This is a genomic window from Wolbachia endosymbiont (group A) of Lypha dubia (assembly GCF_964028575.1).
GTDB classification, from domain to species: Bacteria; Pseudomonadota; Alphaproteobacteria; order Rickettsiales; family Anaplasmataceae; genus Wolbachia; species Wolbachia pipientis.
In genome coordinates this window covers 903,801-929,201 of sequence record NZ_OZ034796.1, presented here as the reverse complement: position 1 = coordinate 929,201, position 25,401 = coordinate 903,801, and the positions used below count along the sequence as shown (strand labels likewise).

25 protein-coding genes, 2 rRNA genes and 3 pseudogenes are annotated in these 25,401 nt (G+C 35.1%); 20 read left to right on the top strand and 10 right to left on the bottom strand.

All coding sequences use genetic code 11. The features are described from left to right. Window positions 1-124 precede the first annotated feature (124 nt). Window positions 125-1,132, bottom strand: a pseudogene (locus ABWU72_RS08210) (PDDEXK nuclease domain-containing protein). A gap of 172 nt (window positions 1,133-1,304) precedes the next feature. On the opposite strand from ABWU72_RS08210, the gene ABWU72_RS04810 reads away from it, so the two are divergent. Beyond that, window positions 1,305-1,925 (top strand): hypothetical protein, encoded by a 621-nt coding sequence (locus ABWU72_RS04810; RefSeq protein WP_155969014.1) that lies wholly within the window; start codon window positions 1,305-1,307, stop codon window positions 1,923-1,925. A gap of 78 nt (window positions 1,926-2,003) precedes the next feature. Further along, on the top strand, window positions 2,004-2,132 hold the full coding sequence (locus ABWU72_RS04805) for a hypothetical protein (RefSeq protein WP_281410241.1): 129 nt from the start codon (window positions 2,004-2,006) through the stop codon (window positions 2,130-2,132). Between the two features lie 490 nt (window positions 2,133-2,622). Here the strand turns inward: ABWU72_RS04805 and ABWU72_RS04800 are convergent, their stop codons facing one another. Further along, window positions 2,623-2,961, bottom strand: a complete 339-nt coding sequence (locus ABWU72_RS04800; protein WP_006279908.1) for an outer membrane protein assembly factor BamE — start codon at window positions 2,959-2,961, stop codon at window positions 2,623-2,625. A gap of 131 nt (window positions 2,962-3,092) precedes the next feature. Here ABWU72_RS04800 and ABWU72_RS04795 point away from each other — a divergent pair, with 131 nt between their 5' ends. The 3 genes from ABWU72_RS04795 (at window position 3,093) to tsaB (ending at window position 5,935) form a co-directional block, all read left to right on the top strand. Further along, window positions 3,093-4,082 (top strand): ribonucleotide-diphosphate reductase subunit beta, encoded by a 990-nt coding sequence (locus ABWU72_RS04795; RefSeq protein ID WP_155969016.1) that lies wholly within the window; start codon window positions 3,093-3,095, stop codon window positions 4,080-4,082. 138 nt (window positions 4,083-4,220) lie between these two features. Beyond that, window positions 4,221-5,351 (top strand): cation:dicarboxylate symporter family transporter, encoded by a 1,131-nt coding sequence (locus ABWU72_RS04790; RefSeq protein ID WP_155969597.1) that lies wholly within the window; start codon window positions 4,221-4,223, stop codon window positions 5,349-5,351. After that, the gene (gene tsaB / locus ABWU72_RS04785; RefSeq protein WP_155969018.1) at window positions 5,351-5,935 is read left to right on the top strand and encodes a tRNA (adenosine(37)-N6)-threonylcarbamoyltransferase complex dimerization subunit type 1 TsaB; all 585 of its coding nucleotides are present in this window, start codon (window positions 5,351-5,353) and stop codon (window positions 5,933-5,935) included. Before ABWU72_RS04790 ends, tsaB begins: the two co-directional genes overlap by 1 nt. Here the strand turns inward: tsaB and ABWU72_RS04780 are convergent. After that, the gene (locus ABWU72_RS04780) at window positions 5,930-6,553 is read right to left on the bottom strand and encodes an AAA family ATPase (protein ID WP_155969020.1); all 624 of its coding nucleotides are present in this window, start codon (window positions 6,551-6,553) and stop codon (window positions 5,930-5,932) included. The genes tsaB and ABWU72_RS04780 overlap by 6 nt on opposite strands. Window positions 6,554-6,833: 280 nt before the next feature. On the opposite strand from ABWU72_RS04780, the gene ABWU72_RS04775 reads away from it, so the two are divergent. From ABWU72_RS04775 to ABWU72_RS04755, 5 genes are all read left to right on the top strand, one after another. Next, complete coding sequence (locus ABWU72_RS04775) at window positions 6,834-7,544, top strand: class II aldolase/adducin family protein (protein WP_155969022.1); 711 nt, start codon at window positions 6,834-6,836, stop codon at window positions 7,542-7,544. Between the two features lie 105 nt (window positions 7,545-7,649). After that, a complete protein-coding gene (locus ABWU72_RS04770) occupies window positions 7,650-7,784 on the top strand; it encodes an IS3 family transposase (RefSeq protein ID WP_007548354.1) in 135 nt (44 codons plus the stop codon). Further along, entirely contained in the window at window positions 7,781-7,915 is a 135-nt protein-coding gene (locus ABWU72_RS04765; RefSeq protein ID WP_259349141.1) for a hypothetical protein, read from the top strand. The genes ABWU72_RS04770 and ABWU72_RS04765 overlap by 4 nt, the downstream gene beginning before the upstream one ends. Before the next feature lie 65 nt (window positions 7,916-7,980). After that, window positions 7,981-8,121, top strand: a complete 141-nt coding sequence (locus ABWU72_RS04760; RefSeq protein ID WP_160142645.1) for an IS3 family transposase — start codon at window positions 7,981-7,983, stop codon at window positions 8,119-8,121. Window positions 8,122-8,361: 240 nt separating this feature from the next. After that, on the top strand, window positions 8,362-8,547 hold the full coding sequence (locus ABWU72_RS04755; RefSeq protein ID WP_338062968.1) for a DDE-type integrase/transposase/recombinase: 186 nt from the start codon (window positions 8,362-8,364) through the stop codon (window positions 8,545-8,547). A gap of 176 nt (window positions 8,548-8,723) precedes the next feature. On the opposite strand, the gene ABWU72_RS04750 is transcribed toward ABWU72_RS04755, so the two are convergent. From ABWU72_RS04750 to pstC, 4 genes are all read right to left on the bottom strand, one after another. Then, entirely contained in the window at window positions 8,724-8,903 is a 180-nt protein-coding gene (locus ABWU72_RS04750) for an ankyrin repeat domain-containing protein (protein WP_238514246.1), read from the bottom strand. Window positions 8,904-9,329: 426 nt separating this feature from the next. After that, the gene (locus ABWU72_RS04745; protein WP_006279902.1) at window positions 9,330-9,674 is read right to left on the bottom strand and encodes a F0F1 ATP synthase subunit epsilon; all 345 of its coding nucleotides are present in this window, start codon (window positions 9,672-9,674) and stop codon (window positions 9,330-9,332) included. A gap of 12 nt (window positions 9,675-9,686) precedes the next feature. Further along, entirely contained in the window at window positions 9,687-11,114 is a 1,428-nt protein-coding gene (gene atpD, locus ABWU72_RS04740; RefSeq protein ID WP_010962432.1) for a F0F1 ATP synthase subunit beta, read from the bottom strand. Window positions 11,115-11,215: 101 nt separating this feature from the next. After that, entirely contained in the window at window positions 11,216-12,304 is a 1,089-nt protein-coding gene (pstC, locus tag ABWU72_RS04735; RefSeq protein ID WP_038199744.1) for a phosphate ABC transporter permease subunit PstC, read from the bottom strand. Window positions 12,305-12,411: 107 nt separating this feature from the next. Between pstC and rpmH the strand changes: the two genes are divergently transcribed. From rpmH to ABWU72_RS04720, 3 genes and pseudogenes are all read left to right on the top strand, one after another. Continuing rightward, window positions 12,412-12,546, top strand: coding sequence for a 50S ribosomal protein L34 (rpmH, locus tag ABWU72_RS04730; protein WP_006279898.1), 135 nt, complete (start codon window positions 12,412-12,414; stop codon window positions 12,544-12,546). A gap of 67 nt (window positions 12,547-12,613) precedes the next feature. Then, window positions 12,614-12,889 (top strand): annotated as a pseudogene (gene rnpA, locus ABWU72_RS04725) (ribonuclease P protein component); the annotation flags it as partial. A gap of 86 nt (window positions 12,890-12,975) precedes the next feature. Next, window positions 12,976-13,239, top strand: coding sequence for a hypothetical protein (locus ABWU72_RS04720; protein ID WP_077188558.1), 264 nt, complete (start codon window positions 12,976-12,978; stop codon window positions 13,237-13,239). Between the two features lie 85 nt (window positions 13,240-13,324). On the opposite strand, the gene rrf is transcribed toward ABWU72_RS04720, so the two are convergent. Next, window positions 13,325-13,431, bottom strand: a 5S ribosomal RNA gene (gene rrf / locus ABWU72_RS04715). Window positions 13,432-13,497: 66 nt separating this feature from the next. Next, window positions 13,498-16,263 (bottom strand): 23S ribosomal RNA (locus tag ABWU72_RS04710). 335 nt (window positions 16,264-16,598) lie between these two features. Here ABWU72_RS04710 and ABWU72_RS04705 point away from each other — a divergent pair. The 3 genes and pseudogenes from ABWU72_RS04705 (at window position 16,599) to guaA (ending at window position 21,961) form a co-directional block, all read left to right on the top strand. After that, window positions 16,599-17,673: pseudogene (locus tag ABWU72_RS04705) on the top strand (methyltransferase domain-containing protein). Between the two features lie 58 nt (window positions 17,674-17,731). Then, on the top strand, window positions 17,732-19,516 hold the full coding sequence (locus ABWU72_RS04700) for a ribonucleoside-diphosphate reductase subunit alpha (RefSeq protein WP_006280151.1): 1,785 nt from the start codon (window positions 17,732-17,734) through the stop codon (window positions 19,514-19,516). Between the two features lie 882 nt (window positions 19,517-20,398). Beyond that, a complete protein-coding gene (gene guaA, locus ABWU72_RS04695) occupies window positions 20,399-21,961 on the top strand; it encodes a glutamine-hydrolyzing GMP synthase (protein ID WP_155968965.1) in 1,563 nt (520 codons plus the stop codon). 184 nt (window positions 21,962-22,145) lie between these two features. On the opposite strand, the gene ABWU72_RS04690 is transcribed toward guaA, so the two are convergent. Beyond that, on the bottom strand, window positions 22,146-22,853 hold the full coding sequence (locus tag ABWU72_RS04690; protein ID WP_038199715.1) for a TerC family protein: 708 nt from the start codon (window positions 22,851-22,853) through the stop codon (window positions 22,146-22,148). Between the two features lie 397 nt (window positions 22,854-23,250). On the opposite strand from ABWU72_RS04690, the gene ABWU72_RS04685 reads away from it, so the two are divergent. The 4 genes from ABWU72_RS04685 to ABWU72_RS04670 all read left to right on the top strand — a co-directional run bounded on the left by ABWU72_RS04685 (window position 23,251) and on the right by ABWU72_RS04670 (window position 25,400). Then, window positions 23,251-23,433 (top strand): hypothetical protein, encoded by a 183-nt coding sequence (locus tag ABWU72_RS04685; protein WP_006279522.1) that lies wholly within the window; start codon window positions 23,251-23,253, stop codon window positions 23,431-23,433. A 185-nt stretch (window positions 23,434-23,618) separates the two neighbouring features. Further along, complete coding sequence (locus tag ABWU72_RS04680) at window positions 23,619-24,437, top strand: ankyrin repeat domain-containing protein (RefSeq protein WP_155968969.1); 819 nt, start codon at window positions 23,619-23,621, stop codon at window positions 24,435-24,437. Between the two features lie 104 nt (window positions 24,438-24,541). Further along, window positions 24,542-24,889, top strand: a complete 348-nt coding sequence (locus tag ABWU72_RS04675) for an IS630 transposase-related protein (protein WP_155968342.1) — start codon at window positions 24,542-24,544, stop codon at window positions 24,887-24,889. A 19-nt stretch (window positions 24,890-24,908) separates the two neighbouring features. Then, the gene (locus ABWU72_RS04670; RefSeq protein WP_155968340.1) at window positions 24,909-25,400 is read left to right on the top strand and encodes an IS630 family transposase; all 492 of its coding nucleotides are present in this window, start codon (window positions 24,909-24,911) and stop codon (window positions 25,398-25,400) included. Window position 25,401 lies beyond the last annotated feature (1 nt).

Here is a 25,401-nt window from a genome sequence, read left to right as displayed (position 1 = left end):
AAAATACTATATTCCAAAGTTTCAAGGCTATGAGAGAGTAAGTTATTGGCTGCCACTCTTCTTCCTGAGCCTCCATGCTGAGCTTTTGGTTTGCTAAATAATTGTTTGAATGATTTTAGTAGCATTACTTTTCCTTATCTGAAACTTTCGATAATTCAGCTTCTAATTCTTCTATTGTTGGCAGAGCTGTTTTTATGTTTTCTGGTAGATTCTCAGTGATTTGATATTCTGCAAGACCTATTGGTTTGGTCATGTCTCGGAGTGTATATTTAGCAAGTACATCGTCTTTAGATTTACATAAGATTAACCCTATAGAAGGTTGATCTGTCGAGTGCTTCAGTAAATCATCAACTGCAGAAAGATAAAAATTCATTTTACCAGCATATTCCGGCTTAAAATCCTTATCTTTTAGTTCAATCACTACGAAGCAACGTAACTTTAAATGATAGAATAATAAATCAATATAAAAGTCTTTATTACCAACATCTAAATGAAATTGTCTACCAACAAATGCAAATCCTTCACCGAGTTCTAACAGAAATTTTTCCATATGCCCTACGAGTCCTTTTTCTACTTCTCTTTCATGAGCATCCTTACCTATACTTAAAAAATCAAAAATATACGGATCTTTTAATGTGTAATGTGCTAGATCGGATTGTGGAGATGGTAATTTTTCTTTAAAGTTATTTCCCTTGACGTTTATGTAGTCCAAGCTCTATCTGCATAACCATAATGTTACGTATGTTCAATAGCTTTTTTTACATAAAATAATCTTATTTCATGACTTTCTATTTTTTCCAAAAGAGTGATATTGTGATACCAAGTTAATTGTGCAAGAGGCTCCTGCACAAATTCAACATCAGGATATTCTTCGGCAAACTTACGCATATACTTCAGATTTCTCATGCTAAAGCCTTTCATTTCTGGAAATGTACTTCTCAAATCCTTACTTAATTGATCAATTACCTTAGCTCCCCAGATTTTGGCGTTTTAGGATCTCTGTACCAATATGGTGGTAAAGCAAAATAAGCTTACTATTTACTGCAAGTGCTGCTTTATAACGGTTTGTTGCAATATGATCCTTCAACTGCTCTAAAAATTCTGTATATTCTTTTGCTATAATTTTTGTCATACGGTTCCTTTTAATCCATTATACAATTCCTTTGTCTGTCGAGAAGACAATCTTTCGCTTGCCTTCAGCTTTGAAGGAATTCCTTATTGACTTCAAACTTGTCCATCAACTAAAATATATTGACTTTACGTGCAATATTAGCTTTAAACCAGTAAAACAAGCTGCTTAACATATGCGTTTTTTCTATTCTAATTATATTCTTTTTTTGTCTTTATGTTGTTTTTTGCTTTTTTCGTTATCTTCAACAAAAGCCCAAACGAATGATACGTTAGCTATTCCTATACCACAAAGGAAAAAAGAAATAGTTGAGCACACTGTTGTAGCACAACCGAGGCAAATTATCGAAATGCAAGAAGAAGTCATTATTAACGAGGGTAAAGAATTCATTCCTGTTCCAAAAAGAAAAAAAAGTGTAGAGAAGAAACTAAGAAGGGATGTCAGAGAGGCAAAGAATGAAATAGGAAACGAAAAAAGCGTTGAGAGCAAAAAGGATGAATTAGTTGTAACAGAAATTATTAACTCTATAAGAGAAAAGCTCACAAAATGCTGGAGCATTCCTGAAAGCATAGCTTACAAAGAAAATTTTAATATAAAAATTAACTTATTGTTATCCAGTCAAGGCGAGATAATTATGGCGGATGTAGCAGACAGTGATTCCTATCGAAATAATCCACTTTTCAGGTCGATAGCAGATAATGCAATGCGTGCAGTATATAAATGTAGCCCATTGACCGGCTTGCCTACTCAGCACCACCACATTTGGCGTGAAGTAACACTAGATTTTATTCTATAGCTAAAGTAATTCTATAATTTAATAAGCCCACTGTATCCGTTCAGGATAGCAGCAAGGTAGTATAACCATAGAGTAAAAGTGAGTTTACAACAAATGGTGTCATCCCAGTGCTTGACACTGGGATGGCTTTGTTGCATCGCTAGCTATGATGGATTAAAGATAAAAAAGGTGGAGAATATCAGTAGCTTATTATTCTGGTATTTATAACAAGAACGGTCAGTGAATACCTAAATTTGAGTAAAAGAAATTTCACTACCACTCACTAATCCGGCTAAAATTCAAGAATTTCAATGCTTTAGCTATTTTCAATAGAATTAAATTTATTAATATAAATAATAAATTACTATTCTTAAATTTGATCAGATTGATTGCAAAAAAACAAGATTTTCAATAGGTTGCTTATAATCCTAATTATAGTTAGCCTTTCATAAGTAGCGATGCAACAAAGCCCACTGGGATCCAGTTTTCTTTACAAATTCACCAAAAGTGCTTCATTCTATAACGCAAAACCCATACTTACCAAACCCAATGCATTACTTGCAATTAAGTTTCCTGGATCCAAGTAGTCTGGGCACTGCCGTCATAAAGGAACTAGTGTCAGCTACTTTCATGACACCCTTCTGGTAGGCCCAAATCGCAATGTTCGTACAGTTATGGAATGAACCGCGGTATGACGTAGGAAGATCTGAGCAAACTTTCAATCAGAAACAGCCAAAGATCTCTCTAAGATGTCAGTTTCTTTTGTATCTTCAACTTTACCGTCCTGGTCGAATGAAATTTGCAGAGACTTACTACTATACTTCCTTTTTCCTAAAAAATTGGCTTGTTTAATTTTATATGAGACATAGTACCAAACATTGTCATCGAACTTTGATACTAATGTTGGTGATCCTAAAGTGTGAACCACTTTTTCTTTATCGTCACCTACTTTTATCTTGCTCCACAATTCAACACTAATGCCAGGAGCTCCGTGATTGTGAATAGTGTGAGTGCAGCTCACTGTAAATAATAAAATAAAAGATATTAATACTCGCATTTCTGTTGATAAATTACTTGAAGCTATAATACACTAATAAATTATCTGCCGTCAAATTTCAAAAAAGTTAAATTGACTGATTCTCAATATCACTTAATATAATATTTACTTTAGAAAATAATAGGTGTCTTATGTCATTGTTAGAAGCAGATCCAATATACAAACCTTTTAATTACCCTTGGGCGTATGATGCGTGGCTGCAGCAACAAAGAATCCATTGGATACCTGAGGAAGTTCCGCTTGCTGATGACGTAAAGGATTGGAAAACTAAACTTTCAAGTGTAGAAAAAAATCTACTAACCCAGATCTTTAGATTTTTTACTCAGGCAGACATTGAAGTAAATAACTGCTACATGAGGCATTATTCAAATATATTTAAGCCAACGGAAATATGCATGATGCTTGCAAGCTTTTCCAATATGGAAACTATACACATTGCAGCTTATTCTTATCTTTTAGACACAATTGGCATGCCAGAAAGCGAGTATCAAGCATTCTTAAAGTATGATGCTATGAGAAAGAAGTATGAATACATGTTAGAATTCGAGGAAAGCAAAAAACACGATAAAAAACATGTAGCTAAAACTCTAGCGGTGTTTGGTGCATTTACCGAGGGGTTGCAGTTATTCGCATCATTTGCAATTTTGCTCAATTTTCAACGCTTTGGAAAAATGAAAGGCATGGGACAAATAATTGCCTGGTCAGCCCGTGATGAAACTTTGCACACCAATTCAATTATCATGTTGTTTAATACATTTATTAAAGAGAATAATGAAATTTGGGACGACGAGTTTAAAGAGGAATTATATTCTGCATGCCGTACTATTGTTGAGCTTGAGGATGAGTTTATAAAGCTTGCTTTTAATTTCGGAGACGTTGAAGGACTATCTGCAGAAGAAGTGCGCAATTACATACGCTACGTAGCAAACAGACGGTTAATGCAATTAGGTCTTGAGTCCATATATGATGTTAATGATAATCCTATTCCGTGGCTTGATGAAATACTAAATGGCGTGGAACATACGAATTTCTTTGAAAATAGAGTAACAGAGTATAGCCGTGCAGCAACTCAAGGCACATGGGAGGAGGCTTTTACTGAAAACGACACGAATAATAAGTGAGTGCTAATTTCACTCTTCTTTGTCATTCCAGTGTCAGCTACTTTCATTACGTCATTTGCTGTGCAGTTTAGACAGTTTTGCTTTACTTAACAACTAACTTACCATATATATGTCCATAGGACATTGGTATATAAGAACGTGCTACAACTATTAATCTTACTCACGGTCATCACTTCAGTTGCATTCTTTGGTCATTTAGTTCCAATGGAAGCAAAAACCTTCTTGTACTCAACGAGCCTGAGTATAAAAGAGGTTTTGCTATTTATAATGCCTTTTATTATTTTTGCGTTAATCTTTAGCAGTGTTAACAATCTTAAGCAGTCAGCTATAAAGTTCATATTGTTACTTATTATAATGATCTTCTTGTCAAATCTGGCTTCAAGTTTAATAGCTTATTCTGTTGGGCATTTTATCATACAAAACACTCATTCAATACAAGATATAACGTATGAAGAAACAATTGTTCCCTTATGGTCGTTTAGGCTGCCTGCATTGCTTTCTAATTTTTATGCCCTTGCCTGTGGATTTGTGTCCAGCATAGTAGTGTCCACACTGCTACCCAAGAAAAGCAAAGAGCTTTCGAACAAAATGTTAGATTTAACTCTCTTTATTTTGAAGACGTTTTTGACGCCGATTATTCCAATATTTGTACTTGGGCTTGCTTTAAAAATGCAGCATGATCAAGTTTTATCTATAATATTTAAGGATTACTCAATAATTTTCATTATTATAGCATCTGCAACCTACCTTTATGTTTTCCTCTTATATGGAGCAGCAAATTCATTCAAGGTTACAAGCTGGATAGCTAGTATAGGCAATATGATACCGGCATTTATTACTGCAATGAGCACAATGTCTAGTAATGCAACTATGCCACTTACTCTTGAAGGAAGCAAAAAAAATGTAAAGCAACCTGACATAGCATCGTCTGTTGTACCAATAACTGCTAGCTTTCATTTAGTAGGTGATTGCTTTTTTATCATAATATTATCAATGATAATTGCCTCCGGTTATTCATTGTTCACAATAGATTATGTAACTTTTCTTCTCTATTTTTTGTTATTTAAGTTTGCTATCGTGGCAGTGCCGGCAGGAGGAATTATGGTAATGCTACCTATTCTTGAGAAATATCTCAAATTCTCTCCAGAAATGCTTTCGTTAATTACAGCATTGTATATAGTGTTTGATCCAATAATCACTTCAGCAAATGTTATGGGTAATGGTGCCTTTACTATAATATTTTCAAAACTCTATGATAAGCTTAAGTAATGTCTATTTTAGCGATTGATACTGTAGGTATTGGTAGTTCAATAGCAATAGTTGATTATGATGGTAACTGTTTTGTAGAGCACAATTCCACCAGCAATAGTCATGCAGAATCATTTTTTCAAATACTAAGTACTTTATTTGATAAGCACAACTATAATTATGATAAAATAGATCATTTGGCGGTAGTAGTTGGACCAGGAAGTTTCACTGGAATTAGAGTTGGTATATCAGCTGCACAAGGTATAAATCTTGCTACAAATAAGCCGTTATACGGGGTTAGTGCGCTGGAAGTTCAAGCCTACGCAATATCTTTGCTTTGTGCAAATAGCAAAAAAAATATCAGAGCTATAATCAAAAATGCTCAAGGGTTTTATACACAGTTATTTGATTTCAATTTATTGCCGCTGTCTGGTCCAACTGCAGCATGTGACCCTGGTTACGCTACAAGCAGTACACATATGGATTGCAATTTAAATGCTAGCCATGCAGGGCTATTAGTTCATTATAGACTGAAGAACAAGCAAAAATTAAATGAAGTTGAAGCTCTATATTTAAATGAGCCTCAGTATATGAAATTGCTATAGACTATTTTTTTGCATACACGCAATTTGGCTAAGCTTGTGCATCTGGTTTACTATCTCTTGAGCTACTTCTTTTATACTCATATTTGAATTTTCTATCTCTATAGCACTCGGTGGTGTAAATAAATTGTTAATCCTACATTGCTCTATCATGCTATTTAGATTAATCACCTTCCTATTTTTTCTTTGCCTTTTTAATGCAATACGCTTTTGTAATGTCGGTAGATCACACCTAAGTACCACAGGAAGGATTTCTGTGTTCATTTTTTTACTAAGCCTTACTATTGAATCATACATCCTCATGTTCTGGTCATTATTTTCCATCAACTCATCAATAAATATGTAATTTTTTGAGTGAATCGGATAATTTTCTATTACCTGAAGCATAATTTGCATAATGCCATATATTCTATCTTGAACTTCTTTAGGTATTTGATCACGTTCAAAGACACCATCGTATATAGAGCAAGCTTGAACATTGTTATAGAACTTGCTATTTACAATTAATGCGTCTATCATATTAGATAATTCTATTGCTGTGGAAAGTTTACCACTTCCCGAAAGACCAGAGAGATATATGAAAAATCCTGCTGGCTGTTTTTTTGTGTTAATATTTACCATATTATTTTCAATCTTGAAACTTACATTTATAATAACATAAAAATGAAGCTTTAAAACATATGAAATATTATATAGAAAATTATTTTTGTAGTTAAGATATTATGTAATTTAAAAACATAAATTCTGTATATAAACTCTATAATAACGATAACTATTTTTAAGCAAGCTACAACACAAAAGTGTTTGGTATTCAGAAAGCAAGACAGAGTGGCATAGACTTATTAGTTTACTACAAGTCTCTTTTCGCGTATAAACCTTCAGAAGATTCTAACAGAGGATTGTGTTGTTAACAAAGAGCAGAGTAAAAAGGGATCTAGTCTATGCCTATCAGATTTTGTCCTACCTTAAGTTCGATGATCATACATATACTCACCTTTCAGTGCGTTCTGAAGATCAAAAGTCGTTTTATATTTATCCGTTTGGTATGCGTTTTGATGAAGTAGATGAACGTTCGTTAATGAAAGTATCATTTGATGGAGATGTAATTGAAGGCAAAGAATATCAATATAATAGAACTGGCTATATAATTCATGGTTTTGTTTATCAAGCAAGGAAAGATATTCAAGCAATTTTTCACTTGCATACACCTTCTATTGTAGCGGTTTCTTCTCTCAAAGATGGGCTGCTTCCTATAAGTCAATGGGCACTGCACTTTTACAATAAAATCTCTTACCATAATTATAATTCCCTAGCACTTAGCGATACAGAAGGAAAGAGGTTAATAGCTGATCTGAAAGAAAATTTTGTCATGTTAATGCGTAATCATGGATCTATAACGTGTGGTCGGACTATACAAGAAGCAATGTTCTACACATATCATTTAGAACGAGCGTGCAAAACTCAATGTTTAACGTTAGCAATGAATAAGGAGTTATCAATTCCAAGTGAAGAAATTTGCTCAAAAGCTGTAAAGGATCTCCTATCTTTTGAAAGCAATCTTGGTGAGAGGGATTGGCACGCATGGGTTAGACTAATTAAAAGTAAGTTGTAAGAGACTTTCGCACTACTATCTGTCATCCAAGTAGTGACCTTACCCAGAAAAAGTAGAGAGAAAGTTAAGACGTTTTTGGAGTAAAATAAAACGTTTTTTCAAAATATGACAAATAGAAGAGAATATACAGCAGAATTCAAATTAGAAGCTGTTAAGCTGGTTAAAGAAACAGGTCAAGCAAGTACAAAAATAGCAAAAGATCTAGGTATAGATGGCAGTATGTTAAGTAAGAAAATATGATGGAAAAATGTCTGGAGCATACGCATTTCCAGGCAAAGGCTCCTTATGACAAAGAAAGATTTGATCTAAAAAAAGAACTAACAAGAGAAAGAGACATCTTAAAAAAAGCCCTGGGCAAAGAAAAAGAGTAAAGTATTCTTTTATATAGAAATTGCTATAAAACACAGGAACTATGTAGGGTTTTGTACTGGTGGTATTGGTTGCTAAGGAAAAAAGCAGTAAAGAATTAGCAAAAGAAGGGCTTCTAGCAGATATTCAAAAAATACATCAAGCTTCTAAATGCAGATATGGAGCCCCTAAAATTCACGCTGAATTAAAAGCTTTAGGCAAAAATTAAAACAGTACAAAGTGTTATGCAAGAAAATGGCATTAAAGCCAAGCTTAGACGAAGGTTCAAAAATAAAAAACAGCAAATAAGCAACCGAGTTGTGGCTCCGAACACATTGGATCAAAATTTTACTACTGATCAGCCAAATAAAGTTTGGGATTACCTACATAAAAACTAAAGAAGGTTGTTGGCGGCAATAATTGACCTATATTCACGCATGGTGGTTAATGAGTAACATGATAATTAGTTATAGATTCTTTATTGATGGCCGTTGATAAACGCAAACCCGATAAAAATCTGCTGTTACATAGCGATCAAGGGTCACAGTATACCTCTCAAAATTACCAATTTCTATTGAATACAAAAAACATCATTTCCAGCATGAGCCATAAGGGCTGTTGTTACGATAACTCTGTTGCAGAAAAGTTCACTTAAAAGGGAGCTGCTTATTGATACTTCTCGCTCAACAAACCAGAACTGCCATATTTGAATACATAGAAATCTTTTATAACAAATAACGTAGACATTCTACTATTAACTATTGCATTCCTGCACAATTTATTCTCATGATAAAAACGTCTTAACTTTCTCTCTACTTTTTCTGGGTAAGGTCAATTTGGGTCTGCACCATTTTTGAGTAATAGTTTTACTTCTTGTGCATTACCATCTTCTACAGCTAGGAATAATTGTTCTTCCTGTGTTTTTACGCGTGTTTCCACATTAGATATAAAAAATAACAATACTAAACATGCAATACCAATAATGCTAATATATTTTATAATTTTTCTCATAAGATATTTTACAATGCTTCTAATAATATTAGATATCATCTATAAAATTAAAAAATCCATGAAAGGGGATGAAAATATGTAAAAAAGTATTATTGATTAATTAAAAACAGATTTTGATTTGATAATACTAATAAAATCGATTTATCTTAAATTTACGTTGATTTTTACCTGTTATTTTTTGTAGTTTATCCAACGTAAATTCCAGGTAAAACAAAGTCGTTATCTCCAACCGTTACAACCAACTCTCCTTCTTTAATTTTTATTTGATTAGGTGTATGGTCCCATACCATCACACTCTGGGATCATACACCTAAAGTACTCCGACACTGGGATGACACCCCGGGGTTTCTGGGATGACAAAAAAGAGCCCCCTGAGCAAAAATCTTATAGCCACTTGAATGATAATTGACTTTTTGCCTAAAATAACTAAGAAAGAAACTTCTCATCAAGATAACTTAAATATATACTAATTCTCTTATTTTTAAACGATTTCTCATCATGAATTGCACGATCAAAAACCTGAATTTGACTTGTTATAATGCTACAATTATTATTTGCAACTTCTAATACGCCACTATCAATTACAACCTTCTTTTCTGTTTGGTTACTCATTTTAACAGTAATCATACCAGGCAATAAATAAATTAAGTAAGGAGCATGGTGAGCTAAAATCATAAGCTCCCCTTCGAGCCCAGTTACTGAAAGAGAAACCACTCCACTGAATGAAATTTGATCATCAGGAGAGAAAAATTGCACTTTAAAAGTATTCATAATCTTTAACTTTTATTTAGCTTCAGCTTGTATTAATTCAGCCTTTTTTATTGCTTCATCTATATTCCCCACCATATAAAAAGCAGCCTCTGGTAAGTGATCATATTTGCCTTCAACAATCCCTTTAAAACTGGAAACAGTATCAGAAAGTGAAACAAATTTACCAGGCATGCCAGTAAATATTTCTGCAACGTGAAAAGGTTGAGAAAGAAATTTCTGAATCTTACGAGCCCTATCAACAATAATTTTATCTTCATCAGATAGCTCATCCATACCAAGTATTGCGATAATATCTTGCAGTGATTTATAAGTTTGCAATATACGTTTCACCTCAGAAGCTACATTATAATGTTCTTCACCAATGATTTCAGCAGATAAAGACTGAGAAGTTGAATCAAGTGGATCAACAGCAGGGTATATTCCCATTTCAGCTATTTGCCTTGACAACACTGTGGTTGCATCAAGGTGAGAGAATGTAGTTGCTGGGGCTGGATCAGTCAAATCGTCCGCAGGAACATATATAGCTTGCACAGAAGTAATAGAGCCAGAAGTTGTTGAAGCTATTCTTTCTTGCATTGCACCCATATCAGTTGCAAGGGTTGGCTGATAACCAACAGCTGACGGTATTCTTCCAAGTAAAGCAGAAATTTCAGAACCAGCTTGTGTAAATCTAAAGATATTATCCACAAAAAATAGAACATCTTGGTTTTCACGGTCACGAAAATACTCTGCCATAGTAAGTGCTGTTAAAGCAACTCTAGCCCTTGCTCCAGGAGGCTCATTCATCTGACCATAAACCAAAACAGCTTGAGATTTTTCATGCTCATTTATATTTATTACATTTGAAGTGATCATCTCGTGATAAAGATCGTTACCTTCACGCGTTCTCTCCCCTACCCCGGCAAACACAGAAAATCCTTTATGAGCTTTTGCTATATTATTAATTAATTCCATTATTAGGACTGTTTTACCAACACCGGCTCCACCAAATAAGCCAATTTTTCCTCCTTTAAGATAAGGTGCAAGAAGATCTATAACTTTTATTCCCGTAACTAAAACTTCTTCCTGTATTCTCTGTTCAGTAAAACTTGGAGGTGCTCTGTGTATAGGCTCTAAGTTATACTTTCCCTTCAGTGGACCACACTCATCTATAAGCTCTCCAACAACATTAAAAATCCTTCCTAAAGTTGAACGCCCAATTGGCACCGATATTGGTGCACCTGTATCAACAAATTCATCCCCCCTTGACATGCCATCTGTGCTATCCATAGCAATACAACGAACTATATTGTCACCTATATGCTGCGAAACTTCTAAAACCAGCTCCTTATCCTTATATTTTAGTTTGCTTTTTAAAGCATTAAATATTTTAGGCAATTCACCTTCAAATTTTATATCAACAACTGCTTGAGTTACCTTAATCGCTCTACCTATATTCATCTCTTTATTTTTATCACCTAACACTATAATTCCATAAAAGAACTTCTAAAGAAAATAAATTTTATATTATTAATAGAAATTTTGCAACATTAAAACGCTTACTAGTTACGCTTCATTACAAACAATGCAAATGCATTTAATAGCCAAGTAATAATAAACAATACTAAACTAAGCGCATAAGCAGCAAGAGTTTGTACACTATTGAAATCCTGATCTCCGGTAAGTAATGTAGCGATCTGCACGGTAATGGTAGTAACTGAATTAAGAGGGTTAAAAGTCAAATTTGCGTTGATTCCCACAGCCATTAGCACAATCATTGTTTCACCTATCACTCTTGAAATTGACAATAAAATTGCACTTAAAATTGTAGGCATTGCATAAGGTATTGTTATATGCCATATAGTTTCCGCTGGAGTTGCACCAAGTGCCATGAAGCCATAACGCAAGCTTTTTGGAACAGATCTTATGGCATCTTCGAGTAAAGAAATAATAAAAGGAAGAATCATTATCCCAATCGATAAACCGGCAACTAAGGCACTTTCTGAGTGTATACTTAAACCAAAAAAATTTGCTACCTGCTTTATAAAGAAAGACAAAAACACAACCGCGAAATATCCATATACAACCGTAGGAATAGCAGACAAAACTTGCAAAGTTGTATTAACAATATAACGCACTTTCTCACTCGCATATTCACTAATATATATTGCAGAAAATAAACCAAGCGGAACGACAACTAACATTGCTATAATAGTTATAAGTAATGTACCAACTAAAAGCGGCGCTATACCAAAACATCCTATCTTCTCTTCATTGATAGTGACTACATTGTGGCCCCATTTCAAGCAAAACAAGAATTCTGAAATAGCTACTTTATTAAAAAAACTAATGGATTGAATAAAAATAGACAGCATTATAAATAAAGTGATAAAAAATGATATGGCCAAAGCCACAAATAACGAAAGTTTTATTATCTTATTTCTTTTATTTTTAAAGATAAAAGCAAGCATGAAAAAAAGTAACGCTATAGAAATAAAAGTTACAAAACAATTATTATAGAATACTAACAACCAAGTTAGCATCCATACACAACTAAGATATAGATAAGATTTAACCTTATTTACTTCTTGAAACCTACTAAAACAAAATAAAAGGATTAGTAAGACAGGTATGACTATCACCGAATTCATTCTTCCATGCATCAAATTTTATTCTACGAAAATGTCATACAAGTTCACCATTATTTGACAATAAAGTAAAACAATTTAAAATAAATAATTATATTAATATAAAAACAATGAAGAGAACATTTCAACCAAAAAATTTGATAAGAAAGCGCAGACACGGATTTCGTTCACGTATGGCAACAAGAGCTGGAAGAAAAATCCTTAATAGGCGCCGTTCATTAGGGTGTAACAAATTATGCGCATAGTAAGTATAAAAAAAAAGATTTTTCTTCTGCTTTCAAAAATAAGTTAGCACTCAACAGTCTTTTTTATCGTGGGCTTTATATATCACTGTACGCTATAAAAGAAAGAGAACCTGAAAAGTACATTCATACTATTAGAGTAGGTCTGGCTATCAGTAAAAAAACCGGAAAAGCAGCAAAAAGAAATAAAATAAAAAGGCAACTACGAATGCTTGCTAAAATTAACATTTTAAATATAAGTAATATAGGGCACTACTACATAATACTAACTCATAGAAACATTATGCAAGCAAGTTATAAAAATTTACAAAAAGATCTAACTATTTGCTTAAAAAAGATAAAATAAAAAAAAATCTCAATTAAGTTATTTACAACTATATTTTTTATGATAATATAGGTAAAATTTTTAAAAATAGTTAATGGGTGTGGTGAATGGTAGAGCATATAAAAGAGGTAAATAACACAGGCTTTGGTCAGATGTATCAATTCTTATTTCTTCCTAAAGGAACAGGAACAGATTGGAGGTCAGCATTTCGCCAACAAGAAGAATTATTTAAAAAAGTGGGAGGTAATGTAATATTACCAGAAATCAGTAATTCTCCTTCAAAAGGGAATCAATTAGGGGAAGTAGGAACAATGCTAAATAATGTAGAAAATGACCAAGAACATATAAGAAAAAAAAGATATCGTAGTTAAAGTAAAAACTTAAAGAATAGTAACAAAACAAGAAAGTTAAAATATAAGTATACCTACTGTCTAATTAACAAAGAAATTTTTATAAACTTGGCGGCGACCTACTCTCCCTTTTCAAGTACCATCAGCGCTAAAAAGTTTCACTTCCGAGTTCGAGATGAGATCGGGTGGTTCATTTTTGCTATAGCCACCAAGTCAATAAAAATTTCTAACTTAACAATTTTAACTTAATATTTAACACTGCATACACACATATAGAAAGCAAATAAATCAATCAGGCTATTAGTACTAGTTAGCTTCACATGTTACCATGCTTCCACACCTAGCCTATCAACGTGGTAGTCTTCCACGGCCTTAATTGGGAAATCTTTTTGAAGAGGGTTTCTTGCTTATATGCTTTCAGCAATTATCCCATCTATACATAGCCACCCAGCGATGCTATTGGCATAACAGCTGGTACACCAGAGGTATATCCATCTCGGTCCTCTCGTACTAGAGTCAGACCTTCTCAAATTTCCTTCACCCACGGCAGATAGAAACCGAACTGTCTCACGACGTTCTAAACCCAACTCACGTATCACTTTAATCGGCGAACAGCCGAACCCTTGGGACCTTCTTCAGCCCCAGGATGTGATGAGTCGACATCGAGGTGCCAAACGGTGTCGTCGCTATGAACGCTCGAACACCATCAGCCTGTTATCCCCGGCGTACCTTTTATCCGTTGAGCGATGACCCTTCCATACAGAATCACCGGATCACTATGACCGACTTTCGTCTCTGCTTGGCTTGTCAGCCTCGCAGTCAGGCAAGCTTATGCCATTATACTATCAAGCTGATTTCCGACCAGCTCTAGCTTACCTTCGCACGCCTCCGTTACTTTTTAGGAGGCGACCGCCCCAGTCAAACTACCCACCATACAATGTCCTAGTTCCAGATAATGAAACATAGTTAGATATCAAAAGTGTAAAGGGTGGTATCTCAAGGTTGACTCCATTATAGCTAGCGCCATAACTTCAAAGTCTCCCACCTATCCTGCACATCACACTTTTAATAGCAATGTAAAGCTATAGTAAAGGTGCACGGGGTCTCTTCGTCTAACCGCGGGTACCCCGCATCTGCACGGGGAATTCAATTTCGCTGAAGTGATGTTGGAGACAGTGGAGAAATCGTTACGCCATTCGTGCGGGTCGGAACTTACCCGACAAGGAATTTCGCTACCTTAGGACCGTCAGTGTTACGGCCGCCGTTTACTGGGGCTTCAATTCGGAGCTTGCACCCTTCCTATTAACCTTCCAGCACCGGGCAGGCGTCAGACCCTATACTTCCACTTACGTGTTTGCAGAGTCCTGTGTTTTTAGTAAACAGTCGCTACTCCCTATTTTGTGCCACCTACTCATAGTTGCCTAAAAGCAGGTTACCCTTCTTCCGAAGTTACAGGTATAATTTGCCGAGTTCCTTCAACATCATTCTTTCAACACCTTAGTATACTCTACTCATCCACCAGTGTCGGTTTGCGGTACGGCCTCATAAATATAAGTGCTATTTCCTGGAGCTTCTTTTAAGCATAGATCAATCCAATGAGATCTATACAAATACGAAACCCGTCACACTTAAGAGGTTTAGGAATATTAACCTAATTGCCATCGACTACTCCTTTACGGACTCGCCTTAGGAACCGACTAACCCTACGCAGATTAACTTAACGTAGGAACCCTTAGATTTTTGGTGAGAGTGTTTTTCACACTCTTTTACGCTACTTATGTCAGCATTCTCACTTCCGATATCTCCAGCAGTTTTCACAAACCACCTTCACAGACTTACGGAACGCTCCGCTACCGCGCCTATTGATCGAAATCAATAAGCACTCACATCTTCGGTATACAGCTTTAGCCCCGGTACATTTTCGGCGCAGAAAAACTTATTTAGACAAGTGAGCTGTTACGCTTTCTTTAAAGGATGGCTGCTTCCAAGCCAACCTCCTAGCTGTAATGGTTTTTCTACTTCCTTCCCCACTTAGCTGTAATTTTGGGACCTTAGATAGTGATCTGGGTTGTTTCCCTCTTCACCACGGACTTAGCACCCGTAGTGTGCCTGCTGTATAATTAATTGTTGGTATTCGGAGTTTAGTTAGATTTGGTAAGACGGTGAATCCCCCTAGTCTATCCAGTGCTCTACCCCCAACAACATACATACAACGCTCTACCTAAATAGATTTCGCGGAGAACCAGCTATTTCCAAGTTTGATTGGCCTTTCACCCCTAATCACAACTCATCCAATAATGTTGCAACATTAACTGGTTCGATCCTCCAGTGTGTTTTACCACACCTTCAATCTGGTCATGACTAGATCACTTGGTTTCGGGTCTAATCCATAAAACTAAAACGCCCTATTCAGACTTGCTTTCGCTACGCCTACACCTAACGGCTTAAGCTTGCTTCATAGATTAACTCGCTGACCCATTATGCAAAAGGTACGCTGTCACTCTAAATATCAATAAATTGATATAGAGCTCCAACTGTTTGTAAGCACTTGATTTCAGATTCTATTTCACTCCCCTCCCGGGGTTCTTTTCACCTTTCCCTCACGGTACTTGTTCACTATCGGTCGTTAAGGAGTATTTAGGCTTGGAGGATGGTCCCCCCATATTCAAACAGGATTTCACGTGCCCCGCTCTACTCAAGGATTTAAAAACTTTCTACTTATACAGGACTATCACCTTCTATGGTTACTATTTCCAGAGTATTCTAATTCTTATTCTTAAATCACTAGCCTTTTCCGCTTTCGCTCGTCACTACTAACAGAATCTCGGTTGATTTCTTTTCCTTTGGCTACTTAGATATTTCAGTTCACCAAGTTTGCTTTACATACTTAGTACGTAATAACTAGCTAAACTAGTTGGGTTTCCCCATTCGGAAATCTGCGGATCAAAATTTGTTGACAATTCCCCACAGCTTATCGCAGCCTGCCACGTCCTTCATCGCCTCTTAACGCCAAGGCATCCATCAAGTGCTCTTAATAATTTATTTATCCGACTATATGCAGAATATGCAGAGTTAAATATTATTAAAATTGAATTGAGATTAAATTAATCTCTACCATAAAACTTGTCAAACATCTAAAAACTAAATTAATCTTTTATATGTTATAACCTAATAAATAATATGTCAACGCCTTTTTGCACAAAACATTTACTTATATTATCAACAACAATATACTAGCAATCCTAAACAGTATAATCTGAGAAATATGTGGTAAACTTATATATACAGTAAAAATTAATAAAAAAGATATTTTGTAAGATAAAATGTGTTAAAATCAATTGCCTAAAAATGATAATAAACATTCGGAGTATTTCTAACGTATGAAAAGTAATCTCTCTTATAAAAAACGTTGCTTTAAATTGTATGTCTAAGCTCATTGGCGTATTAAATATTAAGAAAGTAAAACACTTCATTGTGAATAAATATAATACTCTTCATAAAGAAATGACAGTGCTTCTTAAAAAATCTAAGAACCTGTTAAACACCAACATTGAAATCGGTTTATATCACTTTTATAAAGGTAGCATATCAGATGCAAAGTTACGATTTTGGTTAATTAGCATATTTTACCCCCATTTACCTATAGTCTGGTATAACATCGGAAGGTGTCATTTTGCGGTAGGGAATACTAACAAAGCTTATAATTATTTAACAAGGGCACTAAAATTAGATAATGACCACGAGGAGGCGTCTTACTATATAAAAAAAATGACAAACTCAGCGCCTATTACAGAATTGCCAAAAAACCTCATAAGACAATATTTTGATTACACAGGTGAATATTTTGTTGAGCATTGGTTGATTGCCAAACAATATAGAGGGCATGAACTTGTACACATGATAATTACAAAAATCTTCAACAACTCCACTTCTGAGCTCAATATACTCGACCTTGGTTGTGGAACTGGAATATGTGGTCATTTCTTGAAAATAAATAGTATTGGAAACCATATAACAGGAATTGACATTTCAAGTAGAATGCTAAATATCGCAAGAGGATGCTTTATAAAAGGTAAGCCTGTTTACAATGAATTAATACATATGGAAATGAAAGAGTTTCTTAAACAAGAGAAAAACCAGCAGTATGATGTAATTATCTTTGCTGAAGTGCTACATTATCTACATGACTTTCAAGAAGAGTTGGAATTAGCAAAAAGATCTACGAGCAAAAAAGGAGTTATTGTATGTTTAATAAGAAGAAAGGAAGGTGAAGGTATTGACCTTGTAAATAAAGGAGACTATTTTCGTCACTCAGAAAGTTATGTTCAACATGTTGCAAAAGAAATAAATATGCAAATAAGTTATATGAGTTACTGTAAAATATATGGCAGTCAGGTTGACGGTATCTTGTTTGCATTACAGCATCAACAAGAAAATCCGAAAAACCTAACTTAAAAATCGCTCAAAATGACTTTTAAGTATCTATATATAATAAAAGAATAAAAGGAACTTTATGAATAACATTACCATTAATTACGCAAAGGACAGCAAATTAACCGACTTTGGAAAAGCAGTTCTATCAGACAGGTATTTAATAGAAAATGAAAGTTATCAAGACCTCTTTGCACGTATTGCTAATTACTATTCTGATAATAAAGAACATGCGCAGCGTCTTTATGACTACATGAGCAACTTGTGGTTCATGCCTTCAACACCAATACTCAGCAATGGTGGCACTAAGAGAGGGTTACCTATCTCTTGCTTTCTTAATGAAACCGAAGACAGCTTGCAGGGAATAGTTGATCTATGGAACGAAAATGTTTGGCTTGCTGCACGTGGAGGAGGCATAGGTAGTTATTGGGGAAATTTACGCTCAATAGGCGAAAGCGTAAAGGGTAGCGGCAAAACATCAGGAATTGTTCCATTTATTGTAGTGCAAAATGCTCTAACGCTTGCAATTAGTCAGGGATCCCTAAGGCGAGGAAGTTCAGCAGTCTACCTTCCTGTATCTCATCCGGAAATAGAAGAGTTTCTAGATTTACGCAAGCCAACAGGCGGTGACCCAAATCGCAAAGCGTTAAATATACATCATGCTGTAATAGTAACAGATAAATTTATGCAGGCTGTTGAGAATGATCAAGAATGGAATTTAATAAGCCCTCACAACAATAAGGTTATTTCAACTGTAAAAGCGCGGGATATATGGATCAAAATATTAACAGCAAGAGTTGAAACTGGAGAACCTTACATTATTTTCCTTGATGCAACAAATAACAATAAGCCAGAATCTTACAAAAAGCTCAACTTAGACATCAAGATGTCAAATCTATGCAGTGAAATAACTTTAACCACAGGTTATGATCACCTGAATAAGTCACGCACTGCTGTGTGTTGTCTATCATCCGTAAACCTTGAGTACTACGAAGAATGGAAAGACAATAAACTCTTCATAGAAGATATAATGCGCTTTCTTGATAATGTATTGGAAGATTTCATAAATAAAGCACCGAATGAAATGCAGCGAGCAAAATATTCTGCAGCCAGAGAACGCAGTATTGGTCTTGGTGTGATGGGCTTTCACTCATTTTTACAAAGCAAAATGGTTCCTTTTGAATCAGTAACAGCACAACAATGGAATAAAAAAATATTTAAGTATTTACGCGAGCAAGCAGATATAGTTTCTAAAAAATTAGCAGAAGAAAAGGGAGCATGTTCTGATGCCAAAGAAGTTGATCTAATGGAAAGGTTTACACACAAACTCGCTATTGCTCCTACTGCCTCGATCTCCATTATTGCAGGTAATACCTCTCCTGGAATAGAACCATATGCAGCAAACGTATTCATACAAAAGACACTTACAGGCTCATTTGTAGTGCGAAATAAATTCTTGCAAAAACTATTAGCAGAAAAAAATCAAGACAATGATAAAATATGGTCTTCAATTTCAACAAACGAGGGTTCCGTTCAGCATTTAGATTTTCTTAGTGAGCATGAAAAATTGACATTTAAAACAGCGTACGAGCTTGACCAAAGATGGATTATAGAACATGCAAGTGATAGAACTTCGTATATTTGTCAATCTCAATCAGTAAATCTGTTCTTACCTGCCAACGTACATAAACGTTACTTGCACAAAATACACATGCTTGCTTGGAAAAAAGGATTGAAGAGCTTATATTACTGCAGATCACAATCAATGCAGAGAGCCGATAAGGTCTCGCATGACATATTCAAAAAAAGTGAAATATTGCAACAAAAAACAGATATTGACTACGATGAATGTCTGTCATGCCAATAGCGGCCTTACTCAGAAAAAGTAGAGAGAAAGTTAAGCAAATGGGTAAATAGACTTCTTGCATAACCATATAACGCACTTTTATTGGGAATAGAAACGAAAAAACTTCCTTGACAAACTCCGCCAGCCCTCTTATCATAAAATTGAAGCTATTTATTTATCTTCTCTGTACAGATTAAATGACAAAAAAACTCACGTATCTGGCGTCTCATGTTTAATTTTTTGCACTATGTGCACCTTATGTCTTTATAAAACTTCTACCTACATAAGCTGAAACGCGCTTATAAAGCGTTTAAAACATAAAAAAACGCCAACTTAAAAAATGGATAGTGAATAACTAGCTACCCTAGGGTTTCTTTTGCCTTTTTTTCTGTTTAGTAAATTTCTTAAACATTTATAGCTAAGGTTAGTTGCATTTAAAAGCAGCTGAGTCGCGGTTATTAAGCGTTTAGAATAAAAAAACGCCATACTTGAAAGTATAATGTAAGTAATTAGCCAACTACGGGGCTTCTTTTGCCTTTTTTTTCATTTGGTAAATTTCTTAAACATTTATGGCTAAACGACAATCGTCATCCCGCTACTTGTTAGCGGGATCTATTGCCGAGATACCGCGAATGAATCGCGGTATGACGGTTCGCGGTGGTATGACGGTTCGTGGCAGCATGAAGATAATCCCGCTACTTGTTAGCGGCTGAGATACTGCGGCGGTATGACGTAGATTGCTGTCATTCCGCTACTAGTTAGCGCCGCAGCGGTATGGTGTAGGAAAATTAGCTATATAGCTAACTTGTACCACGCGTTAAAGCTTTTAAACAGGTCTTGGTTTACTTACTCCATTATTTTCTTTATTATCAGATATCATTTTAAATAATATGGAGGAGCAAATTGTCAGCAATTGCCATTATTGATTTTGGTTCACAGTTTACACAGCTTATCGCAAGACAAGTAAGAGGAATGGGCGTTTATTGTGAGATATTTCCAAGCAACATCAGTTTTGAAACAATATCAAAATTCAATGGGTTTATTCTCTCTGGAGGACCACAATCTGTAAATGATGATTGTTCTGAAACAAGTAGAGTAGTACATGAAATTATAAAACTTAATGAGGCAACAAACGTTCCTATACTTGGAATATGCTATGGACAGCAACTCATTTGTCATTATTTTGGAGCAAAAGTAAAAGAGAGTTTCAAACAGGAGTTTGGTAGAACTAAAATCAAGATACTAAAAGAATCCCCCATTGTAAAGGATACCTGGGACGTTAATTCTGAAGTGGATGTATTAATGAACCATGCGGACAGTGTTGATACTATACCACATGGATTTACTGTTATTGCATCAGGTGTGATAAATCAAACAATTGCAATGATTGTCAACGAACAGCGGAAGATTTACTGTACTCAGTTCCATCCTGAGGTTAAGCCCACAACAAATGGCAGTAAATTGCTCTCTAACTTCTTGGATATTGCAAATTGCGAAAGGGACTGGACAATGAAGTCGTTTATTGAGGAGCAAAAGGAAAAAATCAAAAATGTAGTAGGAGAGAAAAAAGTAATCGCTGCAGTGAGTGGTGGGGTTGATTCAAGTGTTGCAGCGGCTCTCACACATAAAGCTATAGGAAAACAATTGAACTGTATTTTTATCGATACTGGGTTGTTACGCAAGAACCAAACCATCGCTATGTTGAAAGAGATTCCGATAAATTACGTTGATAAATCAAATTTATTTTTGAGTAGGTTGAAGGGAATAACTGATCCAGAAGAAAAGCGAAAAATTATCGGTAACACTTTTATTGAAGTGTTTGAAGAAGAAGCAAAAAAAATAGGTGATGTGGATTTTTTGATGCAAGGTACCATCTACTCTGATGTAGTTGAGTCAGGGCATGCCTCAGACAACACTAGCACAATTAAGTCTCACCATAATGTTGGTGGGTTGCCAGAAAAGATGAATCTGAAGTTAGTGGAGCCTTTACGTTACCTCTTTAAAGATGAGGTAAGGCTACTTGGAAAAGAAATTGGGCTTTCAGACGAGATAATATTTCAACATCCATTTCCTGGACCCGGACTTGCAGTGAGGATTATAAGTGAAGTCGATAAAGAAAAGGTGCAAATATTGCAAGAAGTAGATGAAATATATATTAATACGATGAAAAATTACGATCTATATGATAAGATATGGCAAGCTTTTGCTGTATTATTACCAATAAAAACTGTAGGCGTTATGGGAGATGGTCGTACGTATGGATATGTTTGTGCTTTAAGGGCTGTAACATCATCTGATGGTATGACAGCCGATGCATTTCCATTTGAAGATAAGGATCAACACTTGCTAGTATTTTGGGATTTTTTACGCAATGTCGGCAGTATAATTGTTAATAATGTTCCCGGAGTAAATAGAGTTGTGTACGATATAACTTCCAAGCCACCTGCAACCATCGAGTGGGAGTAAATTAAAAGTCTAGTCATCCTGCTACTTGTTAGCGGGATTTATTGCCGAGATACCGCGAATGAATCGCGGTATGACGGTTCGCGGCAACATGACGATAACCTCGTCATCCCGCTACGTGTTAGCGGGATCTATCCGCAGCAGTATGACGTAGGACTGCTGTCATCCCGCTGCTTGTTAGCTGGATCTAGAGATACCGCGAATGAATCGCGGTATGACGGTTAATTTTCTTTATTTTGCTTATAATTTCCACAAGCAGTGCAAACATAAATGAAGAATACAAATATCCTTTTGGTAATTCTATATGAAATCCATGAAGTATGAGGTACACACCGACAAGTAAAATAAATAAAATGGCGATTATTTTTAACCCTGGGTTAGATTTGATTAACTGGGCGGTATAACTTGATAAAAACAGCATTGCTAGCATGGAAAATGTAAATGCTGTAGCAATTATTACCATGTTATAAGTTAGTGCTATAGCAGTTAATATCGAATCAACCGAAAAAACTAAATCTATTAATATAATTTGTAGCACAACTAAAAAAAATTTTGATTTAACGTTTGCTTTCTTTTTATTTTTCTTACATACAAAGATGTCATCCCGTAACTCCATAGAGCTCTTAACAATAAGGAATAATCCCCCTGCGATCATAAGTAAATCCCTTGCTGATGCAGTGTGAAATATAGGTTTTTGCATTGACAATATAGATGATGTAAAAAATAGTATTACAAAACGCATTAATAGTGCTAATCCAAGGCCCATAAGGCGCACTCTTTCTCTCAGCGCATTTGGTACCTTATCTATTGCTAGAGAAATAAAGATTAAATTGTCTACACTAAGTATAGTTTCAAGTAGTGTAAGTGTCAGTAAAGTCCAAGCATCAGTTAGCATTTTTGTTTCAAATTCGGTTCTTCTTACTCTACAATAGATGTGTAAAAATTAAGTGACTTCACTCAGAAGTTTTATAGCAGTTCTCCAGAAAAACAGGATATATAAAGTTCAGCAGCTTCTTCTATTTTCGTTTTTGAGCAAAATCAATAATAAGAGAGTTTCTTATTTTCATGCACGCAAATAAGATAAAGCCTTATTTTCATTTTTGACTTTATTTGAAAATAATATATACTATAAAAATAGTGTGCTAGGTTGAATGAATGTATATTAAAGGATCACCATCAGGCAAAGTATTCGCTGGTTATCAGGCATTTATACCAAGCCCCTTGCCACCAAAATTTGAATGGGACAATGATTTAGTTAATAGTCTTTAAACCCTTACTTTACTATAAGGAAAGTGGTTGAAAACTTAGGTGTCGTATTTACAACAGCCCAAAGAGCAATCGTAAAGCTTGAAGATTTAGGCATCGTTTCACAAACTTCTCAAGGAAAGAGAGATCGGGTTTATTGTGCAACTGATATTTTGAATATTCTAGAAGAACCAACTAAGATTACAGAGAACTTCGATAGCACATTGTAGCTATTATGATGAATAAATTCAGCAAACAGCAAGCTTAAAGAGTCTGATCCAATGGACATGCTGAACAAAAAGTAAGGAGCTCCTTTTGGAGGATTATATTAACTTATTAATTAATTGCTTGACTTTTAGCAGGATTTATTATATTATTTATTAATGAGCAATGCAATCAAACCAAGGAGGATAGCATGATAAATAATTTGGATTCAATAATTCTTGGAATAAAAGATGGTGAAAAGGCGATTGAAGATTTAAGGGTTGTTCTTAAAAAAAGAAAAGAAGAAGTTATTACTACACAGACATTTAATTACGCTTTACAATGCCCACAAACTACAAAGGAAGCGATAGTACACGAAATTCTGCTTCATTTTATACAAAATCCTGGCGAGCAATCACTAGAACAAGTAATACAATACTTAGATGGAGCAATACAATCTAGGATATATGCAAAAAACAACCCAATAAGAAATCTAGATGAAGAATTTCGTACTCATATAAACTTTAAAGATGAAGAGGGAAATACATTACTACATCATGCAGTTATAGGTAATAAAACTGAAGAAATAACCACCCTTCTTGTTACATATAGTGCAAATCCTTTGATACAAAACGCGGATAATAAAATTCCTTTAGATTTAGCTCAAGGAGAAACAAAAGAAGTGCTTATTAAAAGTATGAAAAAACAAGCTAATACGAAAAAAGAAAGCGCTATGGTAGGCAGTTTGGTGCCTGGCGTAATAATTGGTGGTTTTCTTGGTGTTGTACTTGGAGCTGGTGTGTGTGTTGCAGTAAGTCTTTCTGGTGGTATGATACTAGGTGTAATGATAGCATCTTCTCTTGTTGCTAGTATAGCTATTGGACTGGCCATGTATTTTTTGAGTCAAGACTATGAACAGGCTAAAGCGATAGAAAAAACTATTAGCACTGTTAGCTCTGAAATATCTGTTGATGATACAACTGCCGCTAATAAAAATAATAAAGAAGGGCCACAACTTACATATAGCTGACCCAAGCAACACGTCATACCGCGATTCATTCGCGGTATAGATTCCGCTAACTATAGTACTTCCCAAAGTAAATGATAAAGGTATAATAAGCTATTTGAGTTATAATGGCGTATAGTGTGGATTTAAGGGAAAGGGCAGTATCGATGATAGAAAAAGGGAAGTCAAAGGTTGAGGTGGCAGAGCTTTTGGAGATAGGAATAGCAACTCTGTACCGCTGGTTAAGAAAGAAAGCCGCTGGTGAAAGCCTAAGGCCATCGAAAAACGGCAGCTTTATTCGAAAAATAGACCCAAAAATACTCGAAGAATATGTTAAAAAGAATCCAGATCATACGCTGGCAGAGATGAAACAAAATCTTGGATTTGGAATAAATTCAATTTGGTATAGGCTGAAACAGCTAAGAATTACTTTAAAAAAAAGTTACACTATATCAAGAGCGCAATCAAGAAGATAGGCAGCGATTTACCGATAAAATCTCAAAAATAGACCATTCCAGCATCTTATATATAGATGAAGCAGGAGTTGATAATAGGTTATACCGAGAGTATGGACGTGCTCCAATAGGAAAGAAAATTTATGCAGATATTCCAGGAAGAAAACGAGAGAGAATCAGTATAATAGGCGGGTGGATTGGAAAGAGATTTATTGCACCAATGACTTTCAAAGGTGGGTGTGACAAAGAGGTATTCAATACATGGTTAGAGAAGATGTTATTACCTAAATTGCCACATGGTACTACAATAGTTATGGACAATGCCACATTCCATAAAACTCCCAAAACAAAGGAGTTAATAGATAATGCTAGATGCCGTTTGCTCTATCTACCAACATATTCACCAGATTTGAACCCTATAGAGCATTGTTGGAATACCATCAAAAGCCGCCTCAGACCTTTAATGCATAAATATACAGACTTACAACTTTTGGTTGGTAATACCATAATGGAAATTTATCATTCATTTTAGA